A 25,653-nucleotide genomic window follows, 5' to 3' on the forward strand; every position below is an offset into this window, starting at 1 on the left:
GCTTTCGTTCTTCGTTCTTGCGTTTCCGACTCTATCAGAGTCAGTTCCGCTTGCTTTCCAGGTTCTTCGCTTTCGCGTTTTCCCTTTCCGGCGATGCCGACTCTATCAGAAGTTTTCCACCGGATTTCCCGGCTTCGGATTCCTGGATGAGGAGTCGACTGTGCCCCATTGGAATTCAATTCCTGTTGGGGGCGAGAGAGATTTTAAACCATCGCTGCCGAACTTGTCCAGTTCGAGGCAACCGTTCGAATCTACCTCCCCACGGCGACGGTGTCAACAGTCGCTGCGGGACGACGAGGAGACTAGCAGCTGAACGGGGTGCGACGCACATCGCACCGCTTCAGGCCGCCTCAGGACGACTCAGGCCGCCGTGGGCAGCGTGGCCGTCTGGTCTGCGGCTTCCACGTCGCCCGCCTCACCCGCGCGCGCGGCCCGGCCGCCGAGGACGTAGACGTACGTCAGGAACAGGCCCTCTGCCGCGACGCCGATCGTGATGCGGGCCCAGGTGGGAAGGCCGGACGGGGTGACGAAGCCCTCGATCAGGCCCGATACGAACAGGACCACCGCCAGGCCGATCGCCATGCCCAGCGCGGCGCGCCCCTGCTCGGCCAGGGCGGCCCTGCGGGTGCGCGGGCCCGGGTCGATGACCGTCCAGCCGAGGCGCAGGCCGGTGCCGGCCGCCACGAACACCGCGGTCAGTTCGAGCAGGCCGTGCGGGAGGATCAGGCCGAGGAAGACGTCGAGACGGCCCGCCGAGGCCATCAGGCCGATGCCCGTCCCCAGGTTGAGCATGTTCACGAACAGGATCCACAGCACGGGTATCCCCAGGAACGCACCCAGGACCAGGCAGACCGCGGCCGCCTGGGCATTGTTCGTCCAGACCTGGGCGGCGAAGGAGCCCGCCGGGTGGCTGGAGTAGTACGTCTCGTACCCGCCGCCCGGCTTCGTGAGCGCCTTCAGGTCCTCCGGGGCCGCGATGGCCCCCTGGACCTCCGGGTGCGTGGCTATCCACCAGCCGAGGAGGACGCCGACCGCCGTGGAGAGCAGCGCCGTCGGTATCCACCAGCGGCGGCTGCGGTAGACGGCGGCCGGGAAGCTCGCGGTGAAGAAGCGGGCCGCGTCTCGCCAGCCGGCGCGGCGGGCGCCCGTCACCGTGGCGCGGGCACGGGCGACGAGCTGGGTCAGGCGGCCCGTGAGCATCGGGTCCGGGGTGCTCGACTGGATCAGCGAGAGGTGGGTGGAGGCCCGCTGGTAGAGCGCGACCAGTTCGTCCGCCTCGGCTCCGGTCAGCCTGCGGCCGCGGCCGAGCAGCTGCTCCAGGCGGTCCCATTCCGCCCGGTGGGCCGTCACGAAGACGTCGAGATCCATCCGGTTACCGCTCCCCTGCCCCAGGACCTGCTCTGCTTCTGCTTACTTCTACTGTGGTCAGCTTGGCAGACTGGTGGCCGAGGGGCGGGTCCGGTCACGGGAAGGGTGTGCAGGGTGAGCGATCTGGTGACGGGGGACGCGGTCGTCCTGGGGTTGCGGCCGGCGAGGCTGCCGAGCCGGGCGCTGGCGATCTTCCTCGACCTGCTCGTGTACATCACCGGCTACCTGATCATCTCGATCGGACTGGCCCTGGCCACCGCTTCCCTCGATCCCGCCGCACAGGCCGCGGTCTCGGTGGCGTCCTTCCTGCTGGTGCTGGTCGGGGTGCCGATCGCGGTGGAGACGCTGTCCCACGGACGCTCGCTCGGCAAGCTCGCCTGCGGGCTGCGCGTGGTCCGCGACGACGGCGGGCCGATCCGGTTCCGGCACGCGCTGGTGCGCGGGGCGATGGGGGTCGTGGAGCTGCTGGGCACCTTCGGTGCCATCGCCTGCATCGCCTCGCTGATCTCGGCCCGCGGTCGGCGGCTGGGCGACGTGTTCGCGGGGGCCCTGGTCGTACGGGAGCGGGCGCCGGGGGTGCGGGTGATGCCGCTGCCCCCGCCGCCGCCGTGGCTGGCAGGGCGGTTCTCCGGGCTGGACCTGTCTGCCGTACCGGACGGGCTGTGGCTGGCGATACGCCAATACCTGACGCGGATGAACCAGCTGGACCCGCAGGTGGGCGCCGCGATGGCGGTGCGGCTCGCCGACGACCTGGTGGCGCGTACGGGGGCTCCGGCGCCGGTGGGTGTGCCGGCCGCCGCGTTCTTGATGGCGGTGGTGCACGAGCGGCAGAGCCGGGACGCGGCCCGCGCGTTCGGCGGCGGCGCGCCCGCGTACGCGCCTCCGGTCGCGCCCGCGTACGCGCCGCCCGCGGTGCCCGGCCCGATGCCGGACGCTTGGGGGCAGCAGGGCCCCGGCGCGTACGTACCGCCGGCCGTGGCCCCCGCCACTCCCCCGGTCCCGGTCCCGGGCGAGATGCCCGCGACCGGCGCGCCCCCGCGGCCCGCGACCGGGTTCGCGCCCCCGGGATGATCGCCTGACCTGCGCGACATGTCAGCGAACGTCGCATTCACCCTCCGCGTCACGGGCATCGAGGACGAGGCCCGGGCGCAAGCCGTCGTCGAGGAGCTCCGCGAGCTGATGCGGGACGAGGGCATCGGCCGCCAGGTCACGATCGGCATCCGGCGGGAGGACGGCGGGTACGCCGTCACCGGCGGGTCCGACTTCCCGGTCTCCGTCAGCCGCGCCCACCTGTGGTGCCCGGAGTTCGAGAAGTCCGTCGCCTGGTACGCGAAGGAAGCCGCGCCCGCTGCGGCCTGCGCCGTCGAGTGGAGCCACCCCGACGAACGGGGCTGATCCGGGGCCGGGAGCCGGGCGGGCGTCAGTCCTCGAACGTCGAGGGCGGGGTCTCCAGGTGTTCCAGTTCGATGCCCGGGGCCGCGAGGACGACGTCGCCCGCGATGTGGACCGTATGCACCTCGCCCGTGTCCAGGGCGGTGACCTGGTACTCGTCCACCACGAGCGCTCCGCCGTCCGTCGCGTGCTCGGCGCGCCCCCGCAGGGCCCAGGCCTGGTCGACCGTACGGGGCGCCAGCACCGGGTCGGTCAGCGCCACGAGCCGGACCCGGGTCGCGGCGGCGCCGGGGGCGAGCCGGAGCAGGCGGGCGGTGGCGACGAGGAAGGCGGGTGAGGTGCCGGTGAAGCCCGCGGCGGGGACGTTGCCCTCGGTGGCCTCGGATCCCGTGGGGTCGGAGCGCACCCAGGTGACCCCGTCGATGGCCGCGCCGCGCACCTGCCAGCTCGCGGCGTTCGCTTCGAGGCGGATGGGGCGGCCTAGTTCGTCGATCGCGAGGTCGACCGAGCCGCGGTGGTCGCCGTCCGGGCCGGTGAGCTGGGAGACGTAGCGCCAGCCGGAGGGGCCGGGCGCGCAGTGGAAGTGCTCCTCGCCGAGGGGCGTGTGGTCGTGCGGGTCGTGGAGCGAGTAGCGGCCGCGGGGCATGGGTGCCGTCCTTGCGTGCGTCGTACGGGGTCGTACGGGTCGTACCGGTCCTGCTCACGGGGCAGGCCCCCGGCGTACGTGCCGGGGGCCTGCTCGGTGCCGTGCATCCGCGGGGATCCGCGCGTCCGCGCGGATCCGGCCGGGATCAGTAGCGGTAGTGGTCCGGCTTGTACGGGCCCTCGACCTTGACGCCGATGTAGGAGGCCTGCTCCGGGCGGAGCGTCGTGAGCCTGACGCCGAGGGCGTCGAGGTGGAGGCGGGCGACCTTCTCGTCGAGGTGCTTGGGCAGCACGTAGACGTCGGTCGGGTACTCGGCGGGCTTGGTGAAGAGCTCGATCTGGGCCAGGGTCTGGTCCGCGAAGGAGTTCGACATGACGAACGACGGGTGGCCGGTCGCGTTGCCGAGGTTCAGCAGGCGGCCCTCGGAGAGGACGATCAGGACCTTGCCGTCGGGGAACGTCCAGGTGTGGACCTGCGGCTTGACCTCGTCCTTGACGATGCCGTCGACCTTGGCCAGGCCGGCCATGTCGATCTCGTTGTCGAAGTGCCCGATGTTGCCCACGATCGCCTGGTGCTTCATCTTGGCCATGTCGGCGGCCATGATGATGTCCTTGTTGCCCGTGGTCGTGATGAAGATGTCGGCCGTCTCGACGACGTCGTCCAGCGTCGCGACCTGGTAGCCGTCCATGGCCGCCTGGAGCGCGCAGATCGGGTCGATCTCGGTGACGATGACGCGGGCGCCCTGGCCGCGCAGCGACTCGGCGCAGCCCTTGCCGACGTCGCCGTAGCCGCAGACGACCGCGACCTTGCCGCCGATGAGGACGTCGGTGGCACGGTTGATGCCGTCGATGAGGGAGTGGCGGCAGCCGTACTTGTTGTCGAACTTCGACTTGGTGACGGCGTCGTTGACGTTGATCGCCGGGAAGAGCAGGGTGCCCTCGTCCATCATCTCGTAGAGGCGGTGGACACCGGTGGTGGTCTCCTCGGTGACGCCGCGGATCTCGGACGCGAGCTGCGTCCACTTCTGCGGGCTCTCGCCGAGGGTGCGGTTCAGCAGGGTGAGGATGTGGGCGTACTCCTCGGAGTCCGCCGTCGACGGGTCCGGGGCGGAGCCGACCTTCTCGAACTCGACGCCCTTGTGGACGAGGAGGGTGGCGTCACCACCGTCGTCGAGGATCATGTTCGGGCCGCCGGTGGGGGTGTTCGGCCAGGTCAGCGCCTTCTCCGTGCACCACCAGTACTCCTCCAGCGTCTCGCCCTTCCAGGCGAAGACGGGGATGCCCTGCGGGTTCTCCGGGGTGCCGTTCGGGCCGACCGCGATGGCGGCGGCCGCGTGGTCCTGGGTGGAGAAGATGTTGCAGGAGGCCCAGCGGACGTCGGCGCCGAGGGCGACCAGGGTCTCGATCAGGACGGCGGTCTGCACGGTCATGTGCAGGGAGCCGGTGATGCGGGCGCCGGCCAGGGGCTGGGCGTCGGCGTACTCGCGGCGGATCGACATCAGACCGGGCATCTCGTGCTCGGCGAGGGTGATCTCCTTGCGGCCGAAGGCGGCGAGGGAAAGGTCGGCGACCTTGAAGTCCATGGGTGCTGCTCCTCATGGGTGGAGAGGGTGGGTACGGCTGAGCCGCGCATCGCCTGGTGAAGACGGTGCACCGGTCGCTCAGTCCGTCGGGGGCCCTCTCTCCCCTCGGCCGGTCGCGAGGACCGCCCGACCGCCATCAGCAGCGACGCCTGACACTGATGACGAATCTACACCGATGGGCCGGGCGCGCCCCAGTGGGCCGGGGAAGCCGGGCCGGAAGCCGGCGGCTGAACGGGGCCGTCCGGCGGCCTGATTCAGGCCTTTCGGACTTTCGGTCCGGCCCTTGTGTGTTGGACGATGCCGGAGGATCGTTCGTACGCGCGAGAAGGAGATTGCAGTGACCACTCCGGCCGACTCTCCCGGTGGCGGGACCACGAGCGGGGGCGCGCGCCTGAAGCTCCTCGCCGTCACCGCGTGCCCCACCGGGATCGCGCACACGTACATGGCCGCGGAGAAGCTCCAGCAGGCCGCCGCCCGCCTCGGCGTCGACATGAAGGTGGAGACGCAGGGCTCCATCGGGGCCGAGAACGTGCTCGCTGACAACGATGTCAGAGAGGCGGACGGGATCATCATCGCCGCCGACAAGGAGGTGGACCGCGAGCGGTTCGCCGGCAAGCGGGTGCTGTCCACCGGGGTCGCCGACGGCATCCACCGGCCGGAGGAGCTCATCGAGCGCGTGCGGAGCGCGCCGGTGCAGCCGGGGACCGCGGCGGGCCCGGTCGGCGGGGGCGGCGGGGGCGGCAAGGAGCGCAGCCTCGCGTACAAGGCGCTGATGAACGGCGTCTCGTACATGATCCCGTTCGTGGTCGTCGGCGGTCTGCTGATCGCCGTCTCGCTCGCCCTCGGCGGGCACGCGACCGCCGAAGGATACGTGATCCCCGAGGGCACGTTCTGGGCTCACGTGAACGCCATCGGCGGCATCGGCTTCCAGCTGATGATCCCGATCCTGTCCGGCTACATCGCGTACGCCATCGGCGACCGTCCGGCGCTCGTGCCCGGCATGATCGGCGGATTCATCGCGAACACCGGGGCGCTCTACGGCTCCAAGGCGGGCGCGGGCTTCATCGGCGCCATCGTGACCGGCTTCCTGGCCGGTTACCTGGTCCTGTGGATCAGGAAGGTCAAGGTCCCCAAGCCCGTCCGGCCGATCATGCCGATCATCGTGATCCCGATCGTCGCGACGACGACGCTGGGCCTGTTCTTCGTCTACGTCATCGGCAAGCCGATCTCGTGGGTGTTCGAGAACCTGACGAGCTGGCTGTCCGGGATGACCGGGAGCAGCGCGGTCCTGCTCGGCGCGATCCTCGGCCTGATGATCGCCTTCGACATGGGCGGCCCGGTCAACAAGACGGCGTTCCTCTTCGGTACGGGGCTCATCGCCTCCGGCAACCACGCGGTCATGGGCATGTGCGCGGCGGCCATCCCGGTCATGCCGCTGGGCCAGGGCCTGGCGACGCTGCTGCGCCGCAGGCTGTACTCCGACCAGGAGCGCGAGACCGGCATGGCCGCGCTGTTCATGGGGATGTTCGGCATCTCGGAGGGCGCGATCCCGTTCGCGGCGGCGCGGCCGGCGGTCGTGATACCGGCGAACATGCTCGGTGGTGCGGTGGCCGGGGCGATCGCCGGTGCGGCGGGCGTGGGCGACCACGTGCCGCACGGCGGTCCGGTCGTGGCCGCGCTGGGCGCGATCAGCGGCTGGGCCTGGTTCCTGATCGCCATCGCGGCGGGCACGGTGGTCACCGCCCTGACGACCAACGCCCTCATCGACCTCAAGGCGCGCCGGGGGGCGATCGCCGCCGTGGCACCGGTCGCCGCCGGTGCCGGTGCGGGTACGGGTACGGGTACCGGTGCCCCCGGGCCGGCGGTGCTCGCGGGCGTCGGCGCGGGTACGGGCACTGCCGCGGCCGTGGCCATGGCCGCGGCCGCCCCCGCCGCCGCGGCCGCCCCCGCTGCCTCCGTGGCCGCGCCCGCGACGCCCGACGTGCTCTCCGGGTACCTGACCGCGCAGACCGTGAAGACCGAGCTGGCCTCCGGCTCCAAGGAGGCGGCCATCCGCGAGATGGCCGAGATGCTGGCCGCGACCGGCAACGTACGGGACGTGGACGAGCTCGTACGGGTCGCCCTCGCCCGCGAGGCGCAGGGCACGACGGGTCTCGGCGAGTCCATCGCGATCCCGCACGCCAAGACGGACGCGGTGTCCCGGCCGACGGTGGGCTTCGCCCGGTCCGGGGCGGGCATCGAGTGGGGATCGCTGGACGGGACGAGGGCCCGGCTGGTCTTCATGATCTCCGTTCCGGAGGCCGCCGCCGGCGACGAGCACCTGAGGATCCTCGCGCTGCTGTCCCGCAAGCTGATGGACGAGGACTTCCGCGAGCGCCTCGGATCGGCGCCGGACACCCCGGCGGTCCTGGAGGTGCTCCGCGAGATCGGGTGACCGGGCGGCCGGCCGGAAGACGCGAAGGCCCCCGCGGCGCGTCCTGCGCGGCGGGGGCCTTCGTGCGTCCCGAAGGCTGGTCAGCCCTTGGCGGCGGCTTCCGCCCTGTAGATGTCCGGCTCCAGGTAGATCACGCGGGCGATCGGGACCGCCGCGCGGATCCGGGCCTCGGCGGCGTTGATGGCGTCCGCCACCTGCGTCGCGGTGTCGTCGCCCTCGACGGCGATCTTCGCGGCGACCAGCAGCTCCTCCGGGCCGAGGTGGAGGGTGCGCATGTGGATGACGCGGGTGACGACGTCGCCGTCGACGAGCGCCGCCTTGATCTTCTCGACGTCCTCCGTGCCCGCGGCCTCGCCGAGCAGCAGGGACTTGGTCTCGGCGGCCAGGACGATGGCGATGAGGATCAGCAGGGTGCCGATGCACAGGGTGCCGATGCCGTCCCAGACGCCGTCGCCGGTCGCGAGCGCGAGGCCGACGCCGCCGAGGGCGAGGACCAGGCCGACGAGCGCGCCGAAGTCCTCCAGCAGGACCACCGGCAGCTCGGGGGCCTTGGCGCGCTTGATGAACTGGCCCCACGACAGGGAGCCGCGGATCTCGTTCGACTCCTTGATCGCCGTCTTGAAGGAGAACCCTTCGGCGACGATCGCGAAGAGGAGCACGCCGATCGGCCAGTACCAGTCCTCGATGGGGTGCGGGTGCTGGACCTTCTCGACGCCCTCGTAGATGGCGAACATGCCACCGACGGTGAAGAGCACGATGGAGACGAGGAAGGCGTAGATGTAGCGCTCGCGCCCGTACCCGAAGGGGTGTTGCGGGGTCGCCTCGCGCTGGGCCTTCTTGCCGCCGAGGAGCAGCAGCCCCTGGTTCCCGGAGTCGGCCAGCGAGTGGACGCTTTCCGCGAGCATCGACGACGAGCCGCTGAAGACGAAGGCCACGAACTTGGCTACAGCGATGGCGAGGTTGGCGGCGAGTGCCGCCACGATCGCCCTGGTACCGCCCGACGCGCTCATGGGTTTCCGGAGTCCCTTCCTCGGTACGGCGCCCCTGCCCGGGGCGCCGCGCTACGGCGGCACATTGTTGCAGTCGCAGCGGCGGACGCCACGTTCACACCGGCACGGTGGCCCGGAAAATGGTGCCGATACCGGACAGTTCGACCTTTTCGTCGGCCGGGACGAAGACCGACTCCCCGGGGGACAGCGTCACTTCGCCCGCCTTCGGGCGGCCCGCCGTGCAGAGCAGGATCTGCGGGGCCCCGGCCGGGAGGGGGTGGGGGGCGGCGCCGGGGGCCAGTGCGAAGCGGGAGAGCCGGAATTCGTCGGCGGGGGACTCGTAGACCTCCTCGCCGTTGCCCTCGGGGCGCTGTACGGCCGGGTCGGCGGGCTCGAAGCGCACGATCTTCAGGAGCTCGGGCACGTCCACGTGCTTGGGGGTGAGCCCGGCGCGCAGCACGTTGTCGGAGTTGGCCAGCAGTTCCACCCCGAGGCCGTCGAGGTAGGCGTGCGGGACGCCGGCGCCGAGGAACATCGCCTCGCCGGGCTGGAGTCGTACGTGGTTGAGGAGCATCGCCGCGATCACGCCCGGGTCGCCCGGGTAGTGGTGGACGAGGGAGGCGTACGGGGCGTACGGGTCCCCGAGGCGCTCGATCGCGGCGCCGGCCTCGGCGACCGTACGGGCCATCTCGGCGCGGTCCGCGGTCAGTACGGCGGTGAGCATCTCGCGCAGGGCCGCTTCCTCCGGGTGGGCCCGCAGGAGGTCGGCGTACGGCTTGAGCGAGTCCACCCCGAGGCCTTCGAGGAGTTCGGCGGCCTCCAGCGGCGGGCGGAACCCGCACAGGCCGTCGAAGGGGGTGAGCGCGCAGATCATCTCGGGCTTGTGATGGGGGTCCTTGTAGTTGCGGTGCCCCGCGTCGGCCGGGATCCCGCGGCGCTCCTCGTCGGCGTAGCCGGCTTCGGCCTGTTCGAGGTCGGGGTGGACCTGGAGGGAGAGCGGGGCGCCGGCCGCGAGGAGTTTGAGGAGGAAGGGCAGCCGGGGGCCGAACTTGGTGACGGCGGCCGCGCCGAGCTCGCGCTCGGGGTCGGCGGCGATGACGTCCGCGAGGGTGGTCTCGCCGGCGCCGCGGTCGAGGCGGGAGGGGGCGCCGGGGTGGGCGCCCATCCACATCTCGGCCTGGGGCTCCCCGGTGGGTTCTACGCCGAGGAGCCCGGGGATCGCGGTGGTCGATCCCCAGGCGTAGGGGCGGATCGTATTCGTCAGGCGGTCCATCTTCGTCCGTCTTCCTGGATGAAGGGCCGGCACGGTGGTGTGCTCAGCCGTGTCCCCTGGTCGCCAGCGCCAGGTAGGCGGTGGCGAAGTCCGTGACGGCGAGGAGTTCGGCGATCTGTTCCAGTTCGCCGCCCTCCTCCGGTTCGAGCTCGCTGATGGCCGTGTCGTGGCTGAGGGCGAGCTCGCGCGCGGCCGGGGCGGCGGTGAGGCCGCCCGTGGGCCGGTCGCGCAGCAGGACGATGCGGGCGCGGAGCGCTTGGGGCTCCTCCACCCGGTCACGGAAGAAGTCTTCGGGATCGGCCCCGGCGGCGAAGGAGCCGGCGAGCAGGACCCCGTGGGCCGGCAGGGCTTCGGGCAGGTCTGCGGCCAGGGCGGGGCGGCCTGCGAGTTCGGCGAGGGTGGCGGCGAAGCGGCGCCCGGCCGGTCCGGCGCCGGCGCCCTCGCTCCAGATGAGCGGGAGGGTGTCGGCGAGCTCGGCGGCGAGGGTCTTGGCCGGGTTGGAGTACGTGGCGATGGCCGGTCCGCAGCGCTCCGCGGTGCGGTCGAGCCGGTCGGCGACGCGCTGCAGGGTCTCGGGGGCGGCCGCGATCAGACCGACCTTGTCGAGGAGCACGAGCAGCGGGGTGAGCAGGGCCCACAGGGCGCCGGGGCCGGCCGCCGCGGATTCGTCGTACTCCTGGTACGGGGCCTTGGCCATCGGTACCAGGAGCCCGTGCGCGCCGTCGACGGCCTCGCTCAGCGGGGACCTCTCGGGGGCGACGGCCACGACGGTGCAGCCGCGCCGGTAGGCCTGCTCGGCGAGGACGGCGAGCCCGGGCTCGGTGCCGTCGGTGGTGGCCAGGAGCAGCAGGTCGACGGAGCCGGCCCAGCCGGGCAGCGCCCAGCGCAGGGCGCCGGCGGCGTGGGCGACGCCGGTGGGGTGCAGCCGGGTGACGGGTGCGCAGGCTCCGGCGAGGGCGCCGAGCAGGTCGGCGACGCCGGTGGCGGCGGTGCCGGGCCCGGCGATGAGCACGGCGCGGGGCCGGCCGTCGGGGCGCAGGTCGGCGAGGCCCGCCTCGGTCGCGTGCCGGGCAGCGGTGCGGACTCTGGCCCCGGCCTCGGCGGCGCCGCGGAGCAGGCCGCGGCGGTCGGCGCGGGCGAGCTCGTCCGGTGCGTCGAGGAGCGACTCGTCGAGCATTGCGGCCTCCGGCTGATTCAGAAGGGCGGGCGACTCGGTTGCTCGGGCGCCCGGTGCTGCGACGGGCGCCCCTTGATGCCTGTTCGGTGCCTGTGCGGCCCGTGCGTTGCCCGGGCGGTCCCGGGCCCGGGGCCCGGGGCGCGGCCTCAGGCGGGGCGGCGGGCCTCGTCGACGAGGAGGACCGGGATGCCGTCGCGGACCGGGTAGGCGAGGCCGCAGTCCCGACCGGTGCAGATCAGCTCGGGAGCCGCTTCGTCCGCCGACTTGTCCTCAAGGGGCGAGTGGCAGGCGGGGCAGGCGAGGATCTCCAGAAGGCCGGCTTCGAGCGGCATGGGGCGGTTCCCTTCGAACATGCGGATTGGGCGAGGTCAGCGTACCGCCGGGCCGCACCTGGCGCGGCCCGGCGGTGACACGGGCTCTAGGCCCGGACGAGGGCGAGGACCTCGTCGCGGACCTTGGCGAGGGTCTGGGGGTCGCGGGCCTCGACGTTGAGGCGCAGCAGCGGCTCGGTGTTGGAGGCGCGCAGGTTGAACCACCAGTCGGCGGAGACGGCGGTCAGGCCGTCGAGCTCGTCGAGGGTGATGCCCTCGGCACCGCCGTACACGGCCTTGACGGCGGCGAGCCGGTCGGCCTGGTCGGCGACGGTGGAGTTGATCTCGCCGGAGCCCGCGTAGCGGTCGTACGAGGAGACCAGCTCGGAGAGCGGGCCCTCCTGGCCGCCGAGGGCGGCGAGGACGTGGAGCGCGGCGAGCATGCCGGTGTCCGCGTTCCAGAAGTCCTTGAAGTAGTAGTGCGCCGAGTGCTCGCCGCCGAAGATGGCGCCGGACCTCGCCATCTCCTCCTTGATGAAGGAGTGGCCGACGCGGGTGCGCACGGGGGTGCCGCCGTGCTCGCGGACGACCTCGGGGACCGACCAGGAGGTGATCAGGTTGTGGATCACGGTGCCGGTGCCGCCGTTGCGGGCCAGTTCGCGGGCCGCGACCAGGGCGGTGACGGCGGACGGGGAGACGCCCTCGCCGCGCTCGTCGACGACGAAGCAGCGGTCGGCGTCGCCGTCGAAGGCGAGGCCGAGGTCGGCGCCCTCGGCCTTCACGCGGGCCCGGAGGTCGACGATGTTCTTCGGGTCGAGGGGGTTGGCCTCGTGGTTCGGGAAGGTGCCGTCGAGCTCGAAGTACATCGGGACGAGCTCCAGCGGCAGGCCCTTGAACACGGTCGGGACGGTGTGGCCGCCCATGCCGTTGCCCGCGTCGACGACGACCTTGAGCGGGCGGATGGCGCGCAGGTCGACCAGGGCCTTGAGGTGCTCGGCGTAGCCGGCGAGGGTGTCCTGCCCGGTGATCGTGCCGGGAGCGGTGCCTTCGGCGACGGCCGGGGCGCCCTGCTCGGACCACTGCTCGACGAGCTCGCGGACGGTGGAGAGGCCGCTGTCCTGCCCGACGGGGGCGGCGCCGGCCCGGCAGAGCTTGATGCCGTTGTAGCGGGCCGGGTTGTGCGAGGCGGTGAACATCGCGCCGGGCAGGTCCAGCGTGCCGGAGGCGTAGTACAGCTGGTCGGTGGAGCACAGCCCGATCAGGGTGACGTCCACGCCGCGGGCGGCTGCGCCGCGGGCGAAGGCGCCCGACAGGGCGGGCGAGGAGGGGCGCATGTCGTGGCCGACGACGATGGCCGTCGCGCCGGTGACCTCGACGAAGGCGGCCCCGAACAGCTCGGCCAGCGACTCGTCCCACTCGTCGGGTACGACACCACGTACGTCGTACGCCTTGACGATGTTCGAAAGATCTGCGGCCACTGCCTGCCCTCCTGGTGCTGTGCGGTGGAGCAAACCTACCTGCACGGCGAGGGGCTTTTCAGACCATGTGATGTCAGGAGTCGGGCGAACGCAGGACCCGCAGGTGTCCGCGACGCGTCTCCCCGGTGCCGCTGCCCCCGCTGCCCGGACCGGTGCCGCCGGCCTGGGCGGCGCGGTCGTGCGGACGGGCCGCTTCGCGCACGGCGTTGGCGAGGGCTTCGAGGTCGTCGCCGCTCGGGCGGGAGGGGGCGGATCCGTCCGTCAGGCGCACGACGTCCCAGCCGCGCGGGGCGGTCAGGCGCTCGGAGTGCTCGGCGCACAGGTCGTAGCAGTGGGGTTCCGCGTAGGTGGCGAGCGGGCCGAGGACTGCGGTCGAATCGGCGTAGACGTACGTCAGTGTCGCGACGGCAGGGCGGCCGCACGCAGTGCGCGAACAGCGACGTACAAGGCTCACGACGTTGGACGGTACCGCACTCTTGACCGGGCCGCGACGACTCTCCCCCGGCCCACTCCCCCGTGTCGTGCCTGCGGAGGGGCGCGGCGGGTCCGGAAACGCCCGGGTGGCAGGGGCCGCGAGGGCTACGCTGCGGGGGTGACCGACAGCCCCCTGACCCCCGGCCCGCCCCGCTCCGCCGAACCTCCCGCCGAGCCGCGGCCGCGCCGCCGCGACCGGCACGGGCGGGGGATGCGGGGGCCGCTGGCACCGCCGCAGGTTCCCTTGTCGGCGAGCCGGGCGGAGCTGTTCGGGGACCTCGTACGGGATTCGGTCGAACGGCTGGAGCGGCGGTTCCCGCAGTTGGCCGAGGTGGAGTTCGTGGTCGCGGACGTCCCGGGGCCGCCGGGCGGTCCGGCCACCGGCTGGAACGACGAGGCGGTGCCGCTCGGGGCGCTGTCGGATCCGGACGGGGCGGGGCGGCCCGCGCGGGTCGTGGTGTTCCGGCGGCCGGTGGAGATCCGGACGAAGAGCCGGGACGAGCGGGCGCTGCTGGTGCACGAGATCGTGGTGGAGCAGGTGGCGGAGCTGCTGGGGCTGTCCCCGGAGACGGTGGACCCGAGGTACGGCCAGGACTGACGGCCGGCCGTCGGTCCCGGCCCTCGTACGGGCCGCTAGTCGATCAGGACCGTGAGGTCCTGGGTGGCCTTGGGGACCGAGACCATCGCGTGGTCGTCCGACAGCGTCTGCACCGTGAACATCGGGATGCCCTCGTGCGGCAGGGTCAGCGTCCGCGCCGCGTACACCGGACCGCCGGAGACCGTCTCGACCGTCAGCGCGTAGGCGCCCTTGGCGCCCGCCGGGGCCAGCGACACGGTCTGCGTCGTGCCCGCCTTGACCGTGACCTCCTTCGAGGCCGCTTCACCGGCCTCCGTGCCCGCCGAGGCCGTCACCTTGACCTTCGCGTCCGCGCCGCCCGCCGCCGTCAGCGAGAGCACCGTCGCGTTCTCGTCGGCGCGGTTGTCGGCGACCGTGGCCCGCGCGCCGACCGGCCCGGTCGCCTGGACGAAGCCCAGCTCCTGCTTGGCTCCGCTGCCGCGGACCACGCGAACGGCCGCCACCACCGGTACGGCCTTCTTGCCGTTCGCCGGGGCCAGCACCAGCGAGCCGGCCTCGCCCCGGGTCACGTCCTTGAGGTCGAGGCTCGCCGTCATGCCGCCCTTGAGGTGCAGCTGCTCGTTGCCCGCCGGGCTGATCGAGCCGTTCGGCCCGGCCAGCTTGACCGTGAGGTCCGCGTCCTCCTCGCCCGGCGCGAAGGCCACCAGCCGTACGGAGGTGGCGTCCGCGGGGATCCCGGGCAGCACCAGCGAGCCCGCCGGGTCGGCGGAGGCGGCCAGCCAGTCGGCGCCCACCCCCTCCTCGCCGACCTGCACGGAGGCCCCCACGCGGCCCGCACGGGTCGTCACATGGGCGGTGACGTCCGGGAGCTGGGCGGCGGGCGCCAGGGAGGCCAGCGAGACGGCCTTGGTGGACTTGGGGTCGATGCGGATGTTCTCGCCGGTGCCGCCTTCGGACTTGACCGCACCGTCCGGGCCGAACATCTTGATGTCGATCACGGCCGCGGTGTCGTCGGGGTTGGTGAGGTGCACGTAGTCCTCGCGCCCCTTGGCCGTGCTCGCGCCGGGGAACCAGAAGTCGGTGCCGGGCGTGGTGCAGGCGACGCCGAGGACGCCGCGCGCCCGGCCGACCGTGACCTTCGTGGTCTGCTGCGCGGTCCAGCCGGGGGCCAGGATCCCGTCGGCGACGCCCGTGAGCGCCGGGGCGCCCGCACCGGAGGCGGTGGCCCCGGCCGGCTTGCCGCGCTCCTTGAGCTCCAGCACCGGCTTGGCCTCCTTGGTCGCGCCGAGGAGCCGGGCCGTCCCCTTGCCCGCGGCGCCGGCCGCACCGGGGGTGATCGCCGTGTACGTGGTCTCCGCGATGTCCGAGGAGCTGGGCGCCGGGCAGACCAGCGCGGAACGCTCCACCGGCATCCGGGCGGCGGCCGCGGGCTTGGCCTCGGCGGCAGGGGCCGCGGGGGCGGTGAGGTACCCGACGCCGGTGACGGCCGCCAGGGCCGCTGCCACCGCCGCCAGCGTCAGGGGTGCGCGCTGCTTCACTGCTGGGGGCTCCCGTCGGGACGCGGCTCGTGCTGTCCGTAGGTGTCGTACGGCTGCTCGTAGGGCGGGTAGGGGTACGGCTCCTGCTGGTGCTGCTGCTGCTGGTGCTGCTGCTGCGGGTACGCCTGCTGGGCCTCGTAGCCCTGCTGGGGGTACGGGTACTGCTCGTACCCGGGGGCCTGCGCGGGCGCGGGCACGTACGGCTGCTGCGGGTGCTGGGGCTGCTGCGGTTGCGGCTGCGGTTGCTCGTACGCGTAGCCCTGGTCGCCGTACGCCTGGTACGCGTACGCGTCCTCCCCGTACACCGGCTGCGCCGGGATCTGCGCGTACGGGTCGGCGACCGCGCCCGAGGGCTCCTCGGCGGCGGCAGTGGCGGCGCCGGCGGACTCGGCCCCGGCGCGCAGCCGGCGGGCCCGGCGGCCCTCTCCGGCCTCGCCCGCGGCGGACCGCTCGGCGGCCTCCGCCTCCTCCTCGGGCAGGTCGTCGTCGAGGCGGGCCTTGCGGCCCGGCAGGGCCATCACGAGCAGCACGAGCGCGAGCAGGCCCTGCGCCCAGTGCCAGGCGGTCCGGGTCAGCGCGTCCTCGTGGACGAGGTCGAGGCGGCCGCCCGCGGCGGGCAGTTCGAAGCCCTGGGCCCAGCCGTCGAGGGTCTTGGGCTTGAGGGGCTTTCCGTCGAGGGTGGCCGCCCAGCCGGGGGCCGCCCGGTCGGCGATGCGCAGGACGCGCCCCGCCTCGCCCGGACCGATCTTGGTGTGGACCTCGACGGGGCCCGAGGCGACCGGGATCGGCGCCTCGCCGGGCTTGCCCGGGACGATGGCGGCGCGGGCGACCTGGCGGTCCACCCGCCACAGGGCGCTGCCGTCGAGCTGGCTGAGGCGGCTGAGGCCCGGGGTGGCGTCGAGGACCTTGCGCATCTGCTGCGGGGCGCCGTCGCGGACCAGGATGTAGCGGATCGCGAACCCGCTGAGCTGGTCGCTCTGGTCGGCGCCGGAACCGGCGACGAGGCTGGAGACGACCTTGTCGAGCTGGGAGCTGCTGCCGGCCGCGGCGGCGAGTTCGGCGTCGCCGAGGCGGCCGCCGGAGCCGCGGGCCAGGGTGTACGAGACGGTGGCGGGCGAGGTGCCGCCGAGGACGAGGGTGCGGGCCTGGTCTCGGGTGCCGCTCTCCTCGGCGACGAACGCGGGGACCTGGACCGGGTCGCGCCGCTCCAGCGGGCCGTCGGCGCCGCTGATCATCCAGCCGGCGGCGCCGAGCAGGGGGCCCGCGGCGGCGGCGAGCGCGATCAGCGCGGCGAGCGGCTGGCGCCAGCCGAAGCTGCTGGCGGCGACCCGCTCCTTGGCGCCGTCGGCGCCGACGGCGGCCGCGGCGAGCAGGGCCAGTCCGTAGACGAGGGTGGCGGGTCCGGCCCAGCCGGTGCGGTTGACGACGACGGCCAGCAGCAGCGAGGCGAGGGCGGCGGCCCAGGCGGTGCGCACCGCGAACTGCCGCTCGGCGCGCAGCAGGGCGGCCAGGGCGGCCAGGACGATGCCGATGAGCAGCAGGCCGCCGGCGGTGCGGGGGCCGCCGGGGCTGATGCCGAGCAGGTCCAGGGCGGTGGCCGAGCCGGATCCGTAGGGCAGGCCGGCCTCGTGCAGGAGCCGGCCGGGGTGCGTGAGCAGGCTCAGCGACCAGGGGGCGAGCACGAGCAGCGGGACGGCGAGGGTGGCCAGCAGCCGCAGGCCGTACGTCTTCCAGCCCGTGCGGAGCCGGGGGGCGAGGGCGGCGGTGCCGAGGACGGCGGCGAGCGGCCAGACGACGGGGGTGAAGGCGGTGGCCAGGGTCAGCAGGAGGGTGTACGTCCACACCGGACGCCAGCCGGCCCGCTCGCCCTCGGCTCCGCCGAAGTGGAAGGCGGCGACGGCGGAGCGGGCGATGAGCGGGAGCAGGACCGCGAGGACGGCGGTGCCGAGGCGGCCGCCGGCGAGGGCTCCGGTGACGGCGGGCAGGAAGGCGTAGGCGACGGCGGCCCAGGCGCGCAGCAGCCGGGACTCGACGAGCGGCCGGGAGGCGAAGTAGGCGGTGAGTCCGGCGAGCGGGACCGAGCAGACGAGCAGCAGGGTCAGCGCGGCGCTGGTGGAGCCGAACAGCACGGTGGCGAAGGCGCCGAGGACGGCGAGGTAGGGGGGCGCTCCGGCGGTGGAGCCGGTGGCCACGGGCTGCCAGTCGTCGGTGTAGGCGCGCCAGAGGGCGAGCCCGCCGTCGGGGGCGGGCAGCAGGGCGCCGCCCATGAGCGAGCCGCCGCCGAGCAGGGCGCGGCAGGCGATCACGGAGACGAGCAGGAGGAGCGCGAAGAGGACGGGCGCGGGGTTGCGGGCGATCCGCTTGAGGCGCGCGAACTGTTCGATCTCCAGGTAGTCGGCGTCGTCGCCGCCCGGGCCGGATTCCACGGCTCCGCCGTGCCTGCCGATGGCGGCCGCGTCGGTGTCGCGGTCGGCGCCGAAGTACCCGGCGAGCTGTTCGGCGTTGGCCCGCACGCTCGCGCCCGGGGGCGGGAACAGGGGGCGCAGTTCCTTGGCGGGGACGGCGGGGCGGCCGCGTCTGCGGCGGGCGCCGAGGATGCGGCCGGGGCGCAGCAGGGTGGCGAGGAGGCCGGTGATCTCGTCGACGGCCTGGCCGGGGGCCTTGCCGACGAGGTAGGCGAGGGCGCGGAGCACGGTGCCGACGAGCAGGCGGAGCAGGACGTACGGCAGGGCGCGGCCGGAGCTGTTGGCGAGGACCGTGTAGACGGCGCCGGCCTTGTCGACGCGGTGCGGGCTGGAGCTCGTACGTCCGGCGCAGTCGACGGTGCGGCGCTCGCGGGCGGCGGCCTCGGCGTGGCGCAGGACGGCGTCGGGGGCGACGAGGACTTCGTGGCCGGCGCTCTGGGCGCGCCAGCACAGGTCGACGTCGTCGCGCATCAGCGGCAGGCGGCGGTCGAAGCCGCCGAGGGCTTCGTACACGTCGCGGCGTACGAGCATGCCGGCGGTGGACACGGACAGCACGGGGCGGACCTGGTCGTGCTGGCCCTGGTCCTGTTCGCGGCGGTCGAGGCCGGTCCAGCGGCGGCCGCTGCGGGCGATGGTGACGCCGGCTTCGAGGAGCTGCTTCTTGTCGTACCAGCCGCGCAGTTTGGGGCCGATGACGGCGGCGTCGGGGTTCTCCTCGGCGACGCGGAGCAGTTCGGTGAGGGCGTCGGGTTCGGGTGCGCTGTCGTCGTGGAGCAGCCAGAGCCACTGGACGGGTTCGCCGTGGGGGAGTTCGGGGAGGTCGTACGCGTCGTCGCGCCAGGTGCGGCTGACGGGGTCCCAGCCGCTGGGGCGCTTGAGGTACGGGAGGTCCTCGGGGGTCAGGGTGCCGGCGGAGCGGGCGGCCTCGTCGACGGCGGCGCCGAAGCCGGTGCGGCGGGCGAGGTGCAGGACGCGGTCCTCGCCGAGGGCTTCGCCGAGCAGCCGCGCGGAGTCGTCGGCGCTGCCGGTGTCGGCGGCGACGTGGTTCTGGGCGGCGCGTTCCTGGCCGAGGAGGCCGGCGAGGGTTTTGGGCAGCCAGCGGGCGCCGTCGTGGGCGACGAGGACCGCGGTGACGACGTGCCGGGGGAACTCGGGTGTGGCGGCAGCCTGGTGGGAGGCCGTCGACTGGCTGTGCAGGGACATCGCTCTACTGGCCCTCCGGCCTGGGGGTCCCCCCGGACGCGGTCCGGGGAGTGGATCCGGGGGTGGTGTGCTCCCGGAGGCTGCTGGACAGCGCCCCACACTAACGGCTGGAAACACAGCGGTCCGCCTCCTGCGGGGAAGGTGCAGGAGGCGGACCGTTTGCTCTGCTCGTTGCGCTGTCGCGCGCGATGTTCTGCGTGACGTTGTGCGTGATGTGCCGTGCGGTGTTCCGCGTACCGCCGCGTACCGCCGCGTGCCGCCGCGCGTTGCCGTGCGTTGCGCGGTGTTGCGCTGCGTGCTCAGACCGCGGCTTTTTTCAGCCGTCGGCGTTCGCGCTCGGAGAGACCGCCCCAGATGCCGAACCGCTCGTCGTTGGCGAGTGCGTACTCAAGGCATTCGGAGCGGACTTCGCAGGCGAGGCAGACCTTCTTGGCCTCGCGGGTGGAGCCGCCCTTCTCGGGAAAGAAGGACTCGGGGTCGGTCTGGGCGCACAGAGCGCGCTCCTGCCATCCGAGCTCTTCGTCCGCCTCCTCGACCAGCAGTTCCTGAAACAGCTCGGTCATGTGCGCCCCTCGCTCTGTCTGTGCGTCCCCGTGGTGTTGTCGTCACTCATCGCTACGTAACGACACGAGTGAAATTACAAGTGGGCCGCTCCCGGGCAGTCAAGCCGAGATCTGCTATTGGGCCCCTTATTCACTCTGCGGAACCAAGCGTATGCAGAAAGTGTTCATATCGCCAAAAATCGTGACACATGCATCGAGTGCCCCACGGGGCCGTGTTCATCCGCAATCGACGTACCGCTCCGGGGTGCGGTTGCGATCAAGCCAAAGAAGCGGCGCAGATCACATTTCGATCACGGGGCGGCGCGTCAGGTTTGGGCACGGCCTGTAGGGATGACGCGATGTGCAGCGCCACCTCCCCTGCATCGGTTTGCACAAACCTTTCTCCCAGCACGGCAACCGGATCAGATGAAACTTTTGCGGCCATTCGAGGCATTGGGTTGACAGTCGGGCCCGCGACCCGGTCTCCTTGTCCCCATGTCAGTGACCTCGACCGCCACCCGGACCCCCATTCGTGGGTTCCTGAGTGCTGTCCAGGTTCTCTGTCGCTGTTGCAGCTGTTGATGCCCGCGGAGCTTCGGCTCCCCCTGAGCTCCGGCCACCCCCACAGCGACCGCCAGCACGACTGACATCCGTCGAGGACTCCCCACGATGAACAGCACCTCCGTGAGCGCCCCCGCCACCACCGCCGCCCTCGCCCCCCTCGCCGTCGAGAGCGACCTCCAGATCGCCGGCGACATCCTCTCCGTCCAGCACCTGCTCCAGCCCGCCCGCGAACACCCGGCCACCGTCGCCGAATTCGTCGGCCTCGCCCGCTCCATCGCCGCGAACCGCGCCGAATGGGAGCACCTGGTCCGGTACGACGCCACCGCCCGCTGGTACCACCGGCTGCGCACGGGCCCGGGCTACGAGGTCTGGCTGCTCAGCTGGGTCCCCGGCCAGGGCAGCGGCCGCCACGACCACGGCGCCTCCTCCGGCGTCCTGACCGTCCTCGACGGCGAGCTCACCGAGCACGGCCCGCGCGGACCCCTCGCCCTCGGCTCCGGCGCCCAGCGCGTCTTCGCCCCCGGCTACGCCCACGAGGTCGTCAACGACACCCTCGAAGGGGCCGTCAGCCTGCACGTGTACTTCCCCGGCCTGACCGAGATGCCGATGCACGGCTGCTCCCCGGCCCACCGGGAACACGTACCCGCCTGACACTCCCGCCCGCCCGGCCGGCCGACCGCCACCCCCGGGCGGCGGCCCGCGGCCTGCTGACAGACTGTCCGCATGCGCATTGTTGTTCTGGCCGGCGGCATCGGCGGCGCCCGTTTCCTGCGCGGCCTCAAGGCCGCCGCTCCCGACGCGGACATCACGGTCATCGGCAACACCGGTGACGACATCCACCTGTTCGGGCTGAAGGTGTGCCCCGATCTGGACACGGTGATGTACACCCTCGGCGGTGGCATCAACGAGGACCAGGGCTGGGGCCGCACCGACGAGTCCTTCACCGTCAAGGAGGAGCTCGCGGCGTACGGGGTCGGACCGTCCTGGTTCGGCCTCGGCGACCGCGACTTCGCCACCCACATCGTCCGTACGCAGATGCTCGGCGCGGGCTACCCGCTGAGCGCCGTCACCGAGGCGCTCTGCGACCGCTGGGAGCCCGGGGTCCGGCTGCTGCCCATGTCCGACGACCGCGTCGAGACGCACGTCGCCGTCACCGACCCGGAGACCGGCGAGCGCCGCGTCATCCACTTCCAGGAGTACTGGGTCCGGCTGCGGGCCTCGCTCGACGCCGAGGCCGTCGTACCCGTGGGCGCCGACCAGGCCAAGCCCGCCCCCGGCGTGCTGGAAGCCGTCGCGGCCGCCGACCTGATCGTCTTCCCGCCGTCCAACCCGGTCGTCTCGGTCGGCACCATCCTCGCCGTGCCCGGCATCCGCGAGGCCGTCGCCGCCGCCCGGGCGCCCGTCGTCGGCCTCTCCCCCATCGTCGGGGGCGCGCCCGTGCGCGGGATGGCCGACAAGGTGCTGGCCGCCGTCGGCGTCGAAGCGACCGCCGCGGCCGTCGCCCTGCACTACGGCGGGGAACTCCTCGACGGCTGGCTCGTGGACACGGCCGACGCGGACGCCGTCGCCGAGGTGGAGGCCGCCGGGATCGCCTGCCGCGCCGTGCCGCTGATGATGACCGACCTGGCCGCCACGGCCGAGATGGCCCGCGCCGCGCTGGCCCTCGCGGAGGCCTCCCGGTGAGCGTGTCCCCCGCCCCCGACGTCCCCGCCGTCGCCGCCGTCCCCTCGTACGAGGTGCGCGCCCTCGCCGGGATCCCGGAGGTCCGCCCCGGCGACGACCTGGCCGCGCTGATCGCGGCCGCGGAGCCCGGGCTGCGGGACGGGGACGTCCTGCTGGTCACCTCGAAGATCGTCTCCAAGGCGGAGGGCCGGATCGTCCGCGCCGACTCCCGCGAGGACGCCATCGACGCCGAGACCGTACGGGTGGTCGCGCGCCGGGGCCCCCTGCGGATCGTCGAGAACCGGCAGGGGCTGGTCATGGCCGCGGCCGGCGTCGACGCCTCGAACACCGAGCCGGGCACCGTCCTGCTGCTGCCCGAGGACCCCGACGCCTCCGCCGCCCGGATCCGCTCCGCTCTGCGCGGGCTGCTCAGCGTCGACGTCGGCGTCATCGTGACCGACACCTTCGGGCGGCCCTGGCGCGCCGGGCTGACCGACGTGGCGATCGGCTCGGCCGGAGTGCGGGTCCTGGACGACCTGCGCGGCGGTACGGACGACCGGGGCAACCCGCTGAGCGCGACGATAGTGGCCACGGCGGACGAGCTGGCCGCGGCCGGGGACCTGGTCAAGGGCAAGGCGGCCGGGCTGCCGGTGGCCGTCGTACGCGGGCTCGGCCACGTACTCGGCGAGGGATCGGCGGCCGCCGACCTCGTGCGGGCGCCCGCCGACGACATGTTCCGGCTCGGTACCTCGGAGGCGGTGCGGGAGGCCGTGACGCAGCGGCGCACCGTACGGGCCTTCACCGACGAGCCGGTGGACCCGGGCGCGGTCCGCCGCGCGGTGGCGGCGGCGGTGACCGCCCCGGCCCCGCACCACACGACGCCGTGGCGGTTCGTCCTGCTGGAGTCCGCCGGGGCCCGGCTGGAGCTGCTGGACGCGATGCGCGACGCCTGGGTCGAGGACCTGCGGCGCGACGGCAAGTCCGAGGAGTCCATCGCCAAGCGGGTCCGGCGGGGCGACGTGCTGCGCCATGCCCCGTACCTGGTCGTGCCGTGCATGGTGACGGACGGCGCGCACGATTACGGGCACGCCCGGCGCGATGCGGCGGAACGGGAGATGTTCGTCGTCGCGACGGGCGCGGGCGTGCAGAACTTCCTGGTCGCGCTGGCCGGGGAGCGGCTCGGCTCGGCGTGGGTGTCCTCGACGATGTTCTGCCGGGACGTGGTGCGCAAGGTGCTCGGGCTGCCGCAGGAGTGGGAGCCGATGGGCGCCGTGGCGGTCGGCCATGCCGCGGCGGCCCCGGCACAGCGGCCCGCGCGGTCGGCCGAGGCGTTCATCGAGGTCCGGTGACCGCCTAGAAACGGGCGATGTCGCTGCGGTACATGCGCGGGGCGCGGCGGGGCGGGGTGCGGCCCGCGAGGAGGATCAGGCGGGCGGCGCGGTGGCGCTGGCCCGCGTACGGGGCCAGCAGCTCCAGCATCCGTTCGTCGTCGGCGTCCCGCTCGCCCGTGAGGGCGTAGCCGACGATGCCGGGCAGGTGCAGGTCGCCGGTGGTGACGGCGTCTGCGGCGCCGTTGCTGCGCTGGAGGGTCTCGGCGGAGGTCCACGGGCCGATCCCGGGAACGGCCTCCAGCCGGGCCGCGGCCCGGGCCGGCTCCATCGCGGCGGCCTCCTCCAGCCGGGCCGCGACGCGGGCGGCGCGCACGATGGTCGACGACCGCTTCATGTCCACCCCGGCCTCGTGCCAGCCCCAGGAGGGGATCAGCGCCCAGGTGCGGGCGTCGGGCATCACGTACAGGTCCTGGGGGCCGGGGGCGGGCTCCCCGTAGCGGCGCACCAGCCGGCGCCAGGAGCGGTAGGCCTCGTCGGAGGTGACCTTCTGCTCCAGGACGACCGGGATCAGCGATTCGAGGACCAGTCCGGTACGGGTCAGGCGCAGTCCGGGGCGGCTGCGGTGGCTGGCGTGCACGAGCCGGTGGCGCGGGACGAAGGCGGCGGGGTCGTCGTCGGCGCCGAGCAGCGCGGGGAGCGCGGTCAGCACCCAGTCGGCACCGGGGCCCCAGGCCTCCGCCTCGATCGCGCCGTCCGCGGCGCGGGACACGCGCAGGGTGGCGGGGCCCCCGGGGGTGCGGGTGGCCCGCCAGACGGAGCCGTCGGGTGTGGTGCGGAAGGTGGGGTCGGCGGGGCCGCGGCGCAGGGGGCCGAGGGTGAGGCCCAGGTCGACGGGGGCGCCGGGGCTCCGGTGCCGCCGGCGGGCGCCGGCGGCGCCCGCGGCGGGGCCGGGCCCCGTGCCCGGGGGCACCTGGGTGCGGCCGCCGCGGACGGCGGTGCGGTCGAGGGGGTCGAAGCGGCCGGCCATGCATCGAGCGTAGCCCGGCCGGCCGGCGCCCGGGGGCGGCCCCTAAGGGCGGCCCTGGAGCTTGGCGGACGAGGTGCGGGTGGGCGGGAGCTGCGCGTAGAGGAGCTTGCCGGGGCATTCCGTGGCGAAGCCGTCGCGGTGGCCCGAGATCACGTTCAGCTTGACGTTGGTGCCCTTCTTGAAGCGGTTGCCGCCGCCCGACTTCAGGGTGGTCTTCGCCCGCGGGTCCCGGTTGAACAGCCCCAGTTTCCACGCCGTGAGCTGCGCCACCGCCTTCACCGCGGCCGCCGGCGGGTTGGTGCCCGTGTACGTGCCGAGCACCGCGACGCCCATGCTGTCCGTGTTGAACCCCATGGTGTGCGCGCCGAGCACCGCCTTGGCGACGCCTCCCGCGCGGCCCTCGTACACCGTCCCGCACTTGTCGACGGCGAAGTTGTAGCCGAGGTCGCGCCAGCCGCTGCTGACCACGTGGTAGCGGTACAGGCTGCGCAGCACGGCCGGGGCGTCCTTGCAGGCGTAGTTGTTGCCGGAGGCGCTGTGGTGGACGAAGGCCGCCTTGACCGTGCTCGTGTAGACGAAGCCCGACTCGCGCAGGGTTTCGTCCGCGCCCCAGCCCAGCCGCGTGACGATCCGCGGCCGCGGGCCGATGTACGGGCGGGCCGCCGCGGTGAGGCCGCTGTCGGCGACGGCGTCGGCGGTGGTGTCCGCCTTGTCGAGGGCGGTGATCTCCTTCGCGCCGAGCGCGGCCAGCGGGACGTTGGCGGAGGAGGACTCCGCCGTCTCCATGGTCATGCCCGGCAGGGCCACCACGTCGCCCTTGTCGTCGCCTTCGGGTTCGTCGGAGGGGCCGGCGGGGCCGGCGGGGCCGGAGGGGCCGGAGGGGCCGGAGGGGCCGGAGGCGCCGTTCTTGGCGTCGACCACCGTCACCGGGTCCGAGGCCCCCGGGTCGACGAGTTCGATCCGCATGCCCGACGGGAGCCGGGCCCCGGCGCGGGTGGCCGGGGCCCCGGGCTGCGCCTGGACGCGGACCTCGACGCCGTCGGAGTCGCCGACCCAGAGCGGGGCGGTGCTGCCGCGGAGGCGGCCGGAGCCGCTCTCGCGGGTGCCGAGGTCGGGGGCGTGTTCGCCGTTGTGGGTCTCGACGTCCTGCCAGCCGGACCAGGTCCCGGTCGCCACCGCGCGGGTGCGGACCTGGACCCGGCCGAACAGCTCGGTGCCCGCGTCGTCCCAGACGACGCCGACCAGCGAGAACCTCTTGACCTCGCGCGGGGCCAGCCCCCGGGTCTCGGGCAGCCGCGGCGAGGTGTTCATGCCGGGGACGCCGGGCGACCGGCCGGCCGCGGGGGGACCCACTGGGGCGAGCGGCAGCGACTGGGTGGACCCGGCGGGGGCCACGGGGGCGGCCGCGCCCTGCGAAGGCGCGGCCAGGGCCGGAGTGGAGAGCGCGAGCGGCAGGGCCAGGGCGGCAGCCGTCGCGACACCGATCGAGGAAGCAAGGAATCCACGCATGAAAGCGATGCTGAGCACAGCCACCACGAAGCGCCATCGGAGAACTGACGGCCCGTCCGATCGCTCCCGCGTGTCCCTCGCCCGTACGGAGGAGCCGCAGCCCTCCGTACG

21 protein-coding genes are annotated in these 25,653 nt (G+C 73.7%); 7 read left to right on the plus strand and 14 right to left on the minus strand.

The window, feature by feature from the left end:
• Window positions 1-360: 360 nt before the first annotated feature.
• Window positions 361-1,368, minus strand: a complete 1,008-nt coding sequence (locus AB0M92_RS03150) for a stage II sporulation protein M (RefSeq protein WP_366100363.1) — start codon at window positions 1,366-1,368, stop codon at window positions 361-363.
• Window positions 1,369-1,482: 114 nt separating this feature from the next.
• Here AB0M92_RS03150 and AB0M92_RS03155 point away from each other — a divergent pair, with 114 nt between their 5' ends.
• Window positions 1,483-2,439: an RDD family protein gene (locus AB0M92_RS03155; RefSeq protein ID WP_366100364.1), complete on the plus strand. Its 957-nt coding sequence runs from the start codon at window positions 1,483-1,485 to the stop codon at window positions 2,437-2,439.
• 18 nt (window positions 2,440-2,457) lie between these two features.
• A complete protein-coding gene (locus AB0M92_RS03160) occupies window positions 2,458-2,763 on the plus strand; it encodes a hypothetical protein (RefSeq protein ID WP_366100365.1) in 306 nt (101 codons plus the stop codon).
• Between the two features lie 25 nt (window positions 2,764-2,788).
• Here AB0M92_RS03160 and AB0M92_RS03165 read toward each other — a convergent pair whose 3' ends face one another.
• Window positions 2,789-3,406 (minus strand): hypothetical protein, encoded by a 618-nt coding sequence (locus AB0M92_RS03165; RefSeq protein ID WP_366100366.1) that lies wholly within the window; start codon window positions 3,404-3,406, stop codon window positions 2,789-2,791.
• A gap of 145 nt (window positions 3,407-3,551) precedes the next feature.
• The gene (gene ahcY / locus AB0M92_RS03170) at window positions 3,552-4,988 is read right to left on the minus strand and encodes an adenosylhomocysteinase (RefSeq protein ID WP_366100367.1); all 1,437 of its coding nucleotides are present in this window, start codon (window positions 4,986-4,988) and stop codon (window positions 3,552-3,554) included.
• 337 nt (window positions 4,989-5,325) lie between these two features.
• Here ahcY and AB0M92_RS03175 point away from each other — a divergent pair, with 337 nt between their 5' ends.
• Window positions 5,326-7,422: a fructose-specific PTS transporter subunit EIIC gene (locus tag AB0M92_RS03175; protein ID WP_366100368.1), complete on the plus strand. Its 2,097-nt coding sequence runs from the start codon at window positions 5,326-5,328 to the stop codon at window positions 7,420-7,422.
• An 80-nt stretch (window positions 7,423-7,502) separates the two neighbouring features.
• Here the strand turns inward: AB0M92_RS03175 and AB0M92_RS03180 are convergent, their stop codons facing one another.
• From AB0M92_RS03180 to AB0M92_RS03205, 6 genes are all read right to left on the minus strand, one after another.
• A complete protein-coding gene (locus AB0M92_RS03180) occupies window positions 7,503-8,432 on the minus strand; it encodes a cation diffusion facilitator family transporter (RefSeq protein ID WP_366100369.1) in 930 nt (309 codons plus the stop codon).
• A 94-nt stretch (window positions 8,433-8,526) separates the two neighbouring features.
• Window positions 8,527-9,684 (minus strand): mannose-6-phosphate isomerase, class I, encoded by a 1,158-nt coding sequence (manA, locus tag AB0M92_RS03185; protein ID WP_366100370.1) that lies wholly within the window; start codon window positions 9,682-9,684, stop codon window positions 8,527-8,529.
• A gap of 43 nt (window positions 9,685-9,727) precedes the next feature.
• Window positions 9,728-10,861, minus strand: coding sequence for an SIS domain-containing protein (locus AB0M92_RS03190; RefSeq protein ID WP_366100371.1), 1,134 nt, complete (start codon window positions 10,859-10,861; stop codon window positions 9,728-9,730).
• Between the two features lie 146 nt (window positions 10,862-11,007).
• Window positions 11,008-11,193 (minus strand): Trm112 family protein, encoded by a 186-nt coding sequence (locus AB0M92_RS03195; protein WP_030296876.1) that lies wholly within the window; start codon window positions 11,191-11,193, stop codon window positions 11,008-11,010.
• Window positions 11,194-11,279: 86 nt separating this feature from the next.
• The gene (locus AB0M92_RS03200; RefSeq protein WP_366100372.1) at window positions 11,280-12,650 is read right to left on the minus strand and encodes a phosphomannomutase/phosphoglucomutase; all 1,371 of its coding nucleotides are present in this window, start codon (window positions 12,648-12,650) and stop codon (window positions 11,280-11,282) included.
• A gap of 73 nt (window positions 12,651-12,723) precedes the next feature.
• Complete coding sequence (locus tag AB0M92_RS03205; RefSeq protein WP_053688375.1) at window positions 12,724-13,104, minus strand: DUF3499 domain-containing protein; 381 nt, start codon at window positions 13,102-13,104, stop codon at window positions 12,724-12,726.
• Window positions 13,105-13,242: 138 nt separating this feature from the next.
• Here AB0M92_RS03205 and AB0M92_RS03210 point away from each other — a divergent pair, with 138 nt between their 5' ends.
• Window positions 13,243-13,722, plus strand: a complete 480-nt coding sequence (locus AB0M92_RS03210) for a metallopeptidase family protein (protein ID WP_366100373.1) — start codon at window positions 13,243-13,245, stop codon at window positions 13,720-13,722.
• Between the two features lie 35 nt (window positions 13,723-13,757).
• Here AB0M92_RS03210 and AB0M92_RS03215 read toward each other — a convergent pair whose 3' ends face one another.
• From AB0M92_RS03215 to AB0M92_RS03225, 3 genes are all read right to left on the minus strand, one after another.
• A complete protein-coding gene (locus AB0M92_RS03215) occupies window positions 13,758-15,239 on the minus strand; it encodes a DUF5719 family protein (RefSeq protein ID WP_366100374.1) in 1,482 nt (493 codons plus the stop codon).
• Window positions 15,236-18,907 (minus strand): glycosyltransferase family 2 protein, encoded by a 3,672-nt coding sequence (locus tag AB0M92_RS03220; RefSeq protein ID WP_366100375.1) that lies wholly within the window; start codon window positions 18,905-18,907, stop codon window positions 15,236-15,238. The genes AB0M92_RS03215 and AB0M92_RS03220 overlap by 4 nt, the downstream gene beginning before the upstream one ends.
• Window positions 18,908-19,206: 299 nt before the next feature.
• On the minus strand, window positions 19,207-19,470 hold the full coding sequence (locus AB0M92_RS03225) for a WhiB family transcriptional regulator (RefSeq protein WP_003983763.1): 264 nt from the start codon (window positions 19,468-19,470) through the stop codon (window positions 19,207-19,209).
• Between the two features lie 648 nt (window positions 19,471-20,118).
• On the opposite strand from AB0M92_RS03225, the gene AB0M92_RS03230 reads away from it, so the two are divergent.
• The 3 genes from AB0M92_RS03230 (at window position 20,119) to AB0M92_RS03240 (ending at window position 23,024) form a co-directional block, all read left to right on the plus strand.
• Window positions 20,119-20,664, plus strand: coding sequence for a cysteine dioxygenase family protein (locus AB0M92_RS03230; RefSeq protein ID WP_366100376.1), 546 nt, complete (start codon window positions 20,119-20,121; stop codon window positions 20,662-20,664).
• Window positions 20,665-20,736: 72 nt separating this feature from the next.
• Complete coding sequence (gene cofD / locus AB0M92_RS03235; RefSeq protein ID WP_366100377.1) at window positions 20,737-21,696, plus strand: 2-phospho-L-lactate transferase; 960 nt, start codon at window positions 20,737-20,739, stop codon at window positions 21,694-21,696.
• 2 nt (window positions 21,697-21,698) lie between these two features.
• Window positions 21,699-23,024: a coenzyme F420-0:L-glutamate ligase gene (locus AB0M92_RS03240; protein WP_366100780.1), complete on the plus strand. Its 1,326-nt coding sequence runs from the start codon at window positions 21,699-21,701 to the stop codon at window positions 23,022-23,024.
• A gap of 4 nt (window positions 23,025-23,028) precedes the next feature.
• Here AB0M92_RS03240 and AB0M92_RS03245 read toward each other — a convergent pair whose 3' ends face one another.
• Together AB0M92_RS03245 and AB0M92_RS03250 are read right to left on the minus strand one after the other, a co-directional pair.
• Window positions 23,029-24,033, minus strand: a complete 1,005-nt coding sequence (locus AB0M92_RS03245) for a DNA-3-methyladenine glycosylase 2 family protein (RefSeq protein WP_366100378.1) — start codon at window positions 24,031-24,033, stop codon at window positions 23,029-23,031.
• 42 nt (window positions 24,034-24,075) lie between these two features.
• The gene (locus AB0M92_RS03250) at window positions 24,076-25,542 is read right to left on the minus strand and encodes a peptidoglycan recognition protein (protein ID WP_366100379.1); all 1,467 of its coding nucleotides are present in this window, start codon (window positions 25,540-25,542) and stop codon (window positions 24,076-24,078) included.
• Window positions 25,543-25,653: the final 111 nt, after the last annotated feature.

Origin of the sequence: Streptomyces sp. NPDC051582, assembly GCF_040681715.1 — a bacterium.
In the GTDB taxonomy this organism is placed as follows: domain Bacteria; phylum Actinomycetota; class Actinomycetes; order Streptomycetales; family Streptomycetaceae; genus Streptomyces.

Excerpts from the sequence above, each read along its gene's own strand:
- AB0M92_RS03150 (WP_366100363.1), bottom strand. The coding sequence starts at position 1,368 with ATGGATCTCGACGTCTTCGTGACGGCCCACCGGGCGGAATGGGACCGC.
- AB0M92_RS03160 (WP_366100365.1), top strand. The coding sequence starts at position 2,458 with ATGTCAGCGAACGTCGCATTCACCCTCCGCGTCACGGGCATCGAGGAC.
- AB0M92_RS03165 (WP_366100366.1), bottom strand. The coding sequence starts at position 3,406 with ATGCCCCGCGGCCGCTACTCGCTCCACGACCCGCACGACCACACGCCC.
- ahcY (WP_366100367.1), bottom strand. The coding sequence starts at position 4,988 with ATGGACTTCAAGGTCGCCGACCTTTCCCTCGCCGCCTTCGGCCGCAAG.
- AB0M92_RS03180 (WP_366100369.1), bottom strand. The coding sequence starts at position 8,432 with ATGAGCGCGTCGGGCGGTACCAGGGCGATCGTGGCGGCACTCGCCGCC.
- manA (WP_366100370.1), bottom strand. The coding sequence starts at position 9,684 with ATGGACCGCCTGACGAATACGATCCGCCCCTACGCCTGGGGATCGACC.
- AB0M92_RS03190 (WP_366100371.1), bottom strand. The coding sequence starts at position 10,861 with ATGCTCGACGAGTCGCTCCTCGACGCACCGGACGAGCTCGCCCGCGCC.
- AB0M92_RS03195 (WP_030296876.1), bottom strand. The coding sequence starts at position 11,193 with ATGCCGCTCGAAGCCGGCCTTCTGGAGATCCTCGCCTGCCCCGCCTGC.
- AB0M92_RS03220 (WP_366100375.1), bottom strand. The coding sequence starts at position 18,907 with ATGTCCCTGCACAGCCAGTCGACGGCCTCCCACCAGGCTGCCGCCACA.
- AB0M92_RS03225 (WP_003983763.1), bottom strand. The coding sequence starts at position 19,470 with ATGACCGAGCTGTTTCAGGAACTGCTGGTCGAGGAGGCGGACGAAGAG.
- AB0M92_RS03230 (WP_366100376.1), top strand. The coding sequence starts at position 20,119 with ATGAACAGCACCTCCGTGAGCGCCCCCGCCACCACCGCCGCCCTCGCC.
- cofD (WP_366100377.1), top strand. The coding sequence starts at position 20,737 with ATGCGCATTGTTGTTCTGGCCGGCGGCATCGGCGGCGCCCGTTTCCTG.
- AB0M92_RS03245 (WP_366100378.1), bottom strand. The coding sequence starts at position 24,033 with ATGGCCGGCCGCTTCGACCCCCTCGACCGCACCGCCGTCCGCGGCGGC.
- AB0M92_RS03250 (WP_366100379.1), bottom strand. The coding sequence starts at position 25,542 with ATGCGTGGATTCCTTGCTTCCTCGATCGGTGTCGCGACGGCTGCCGCC.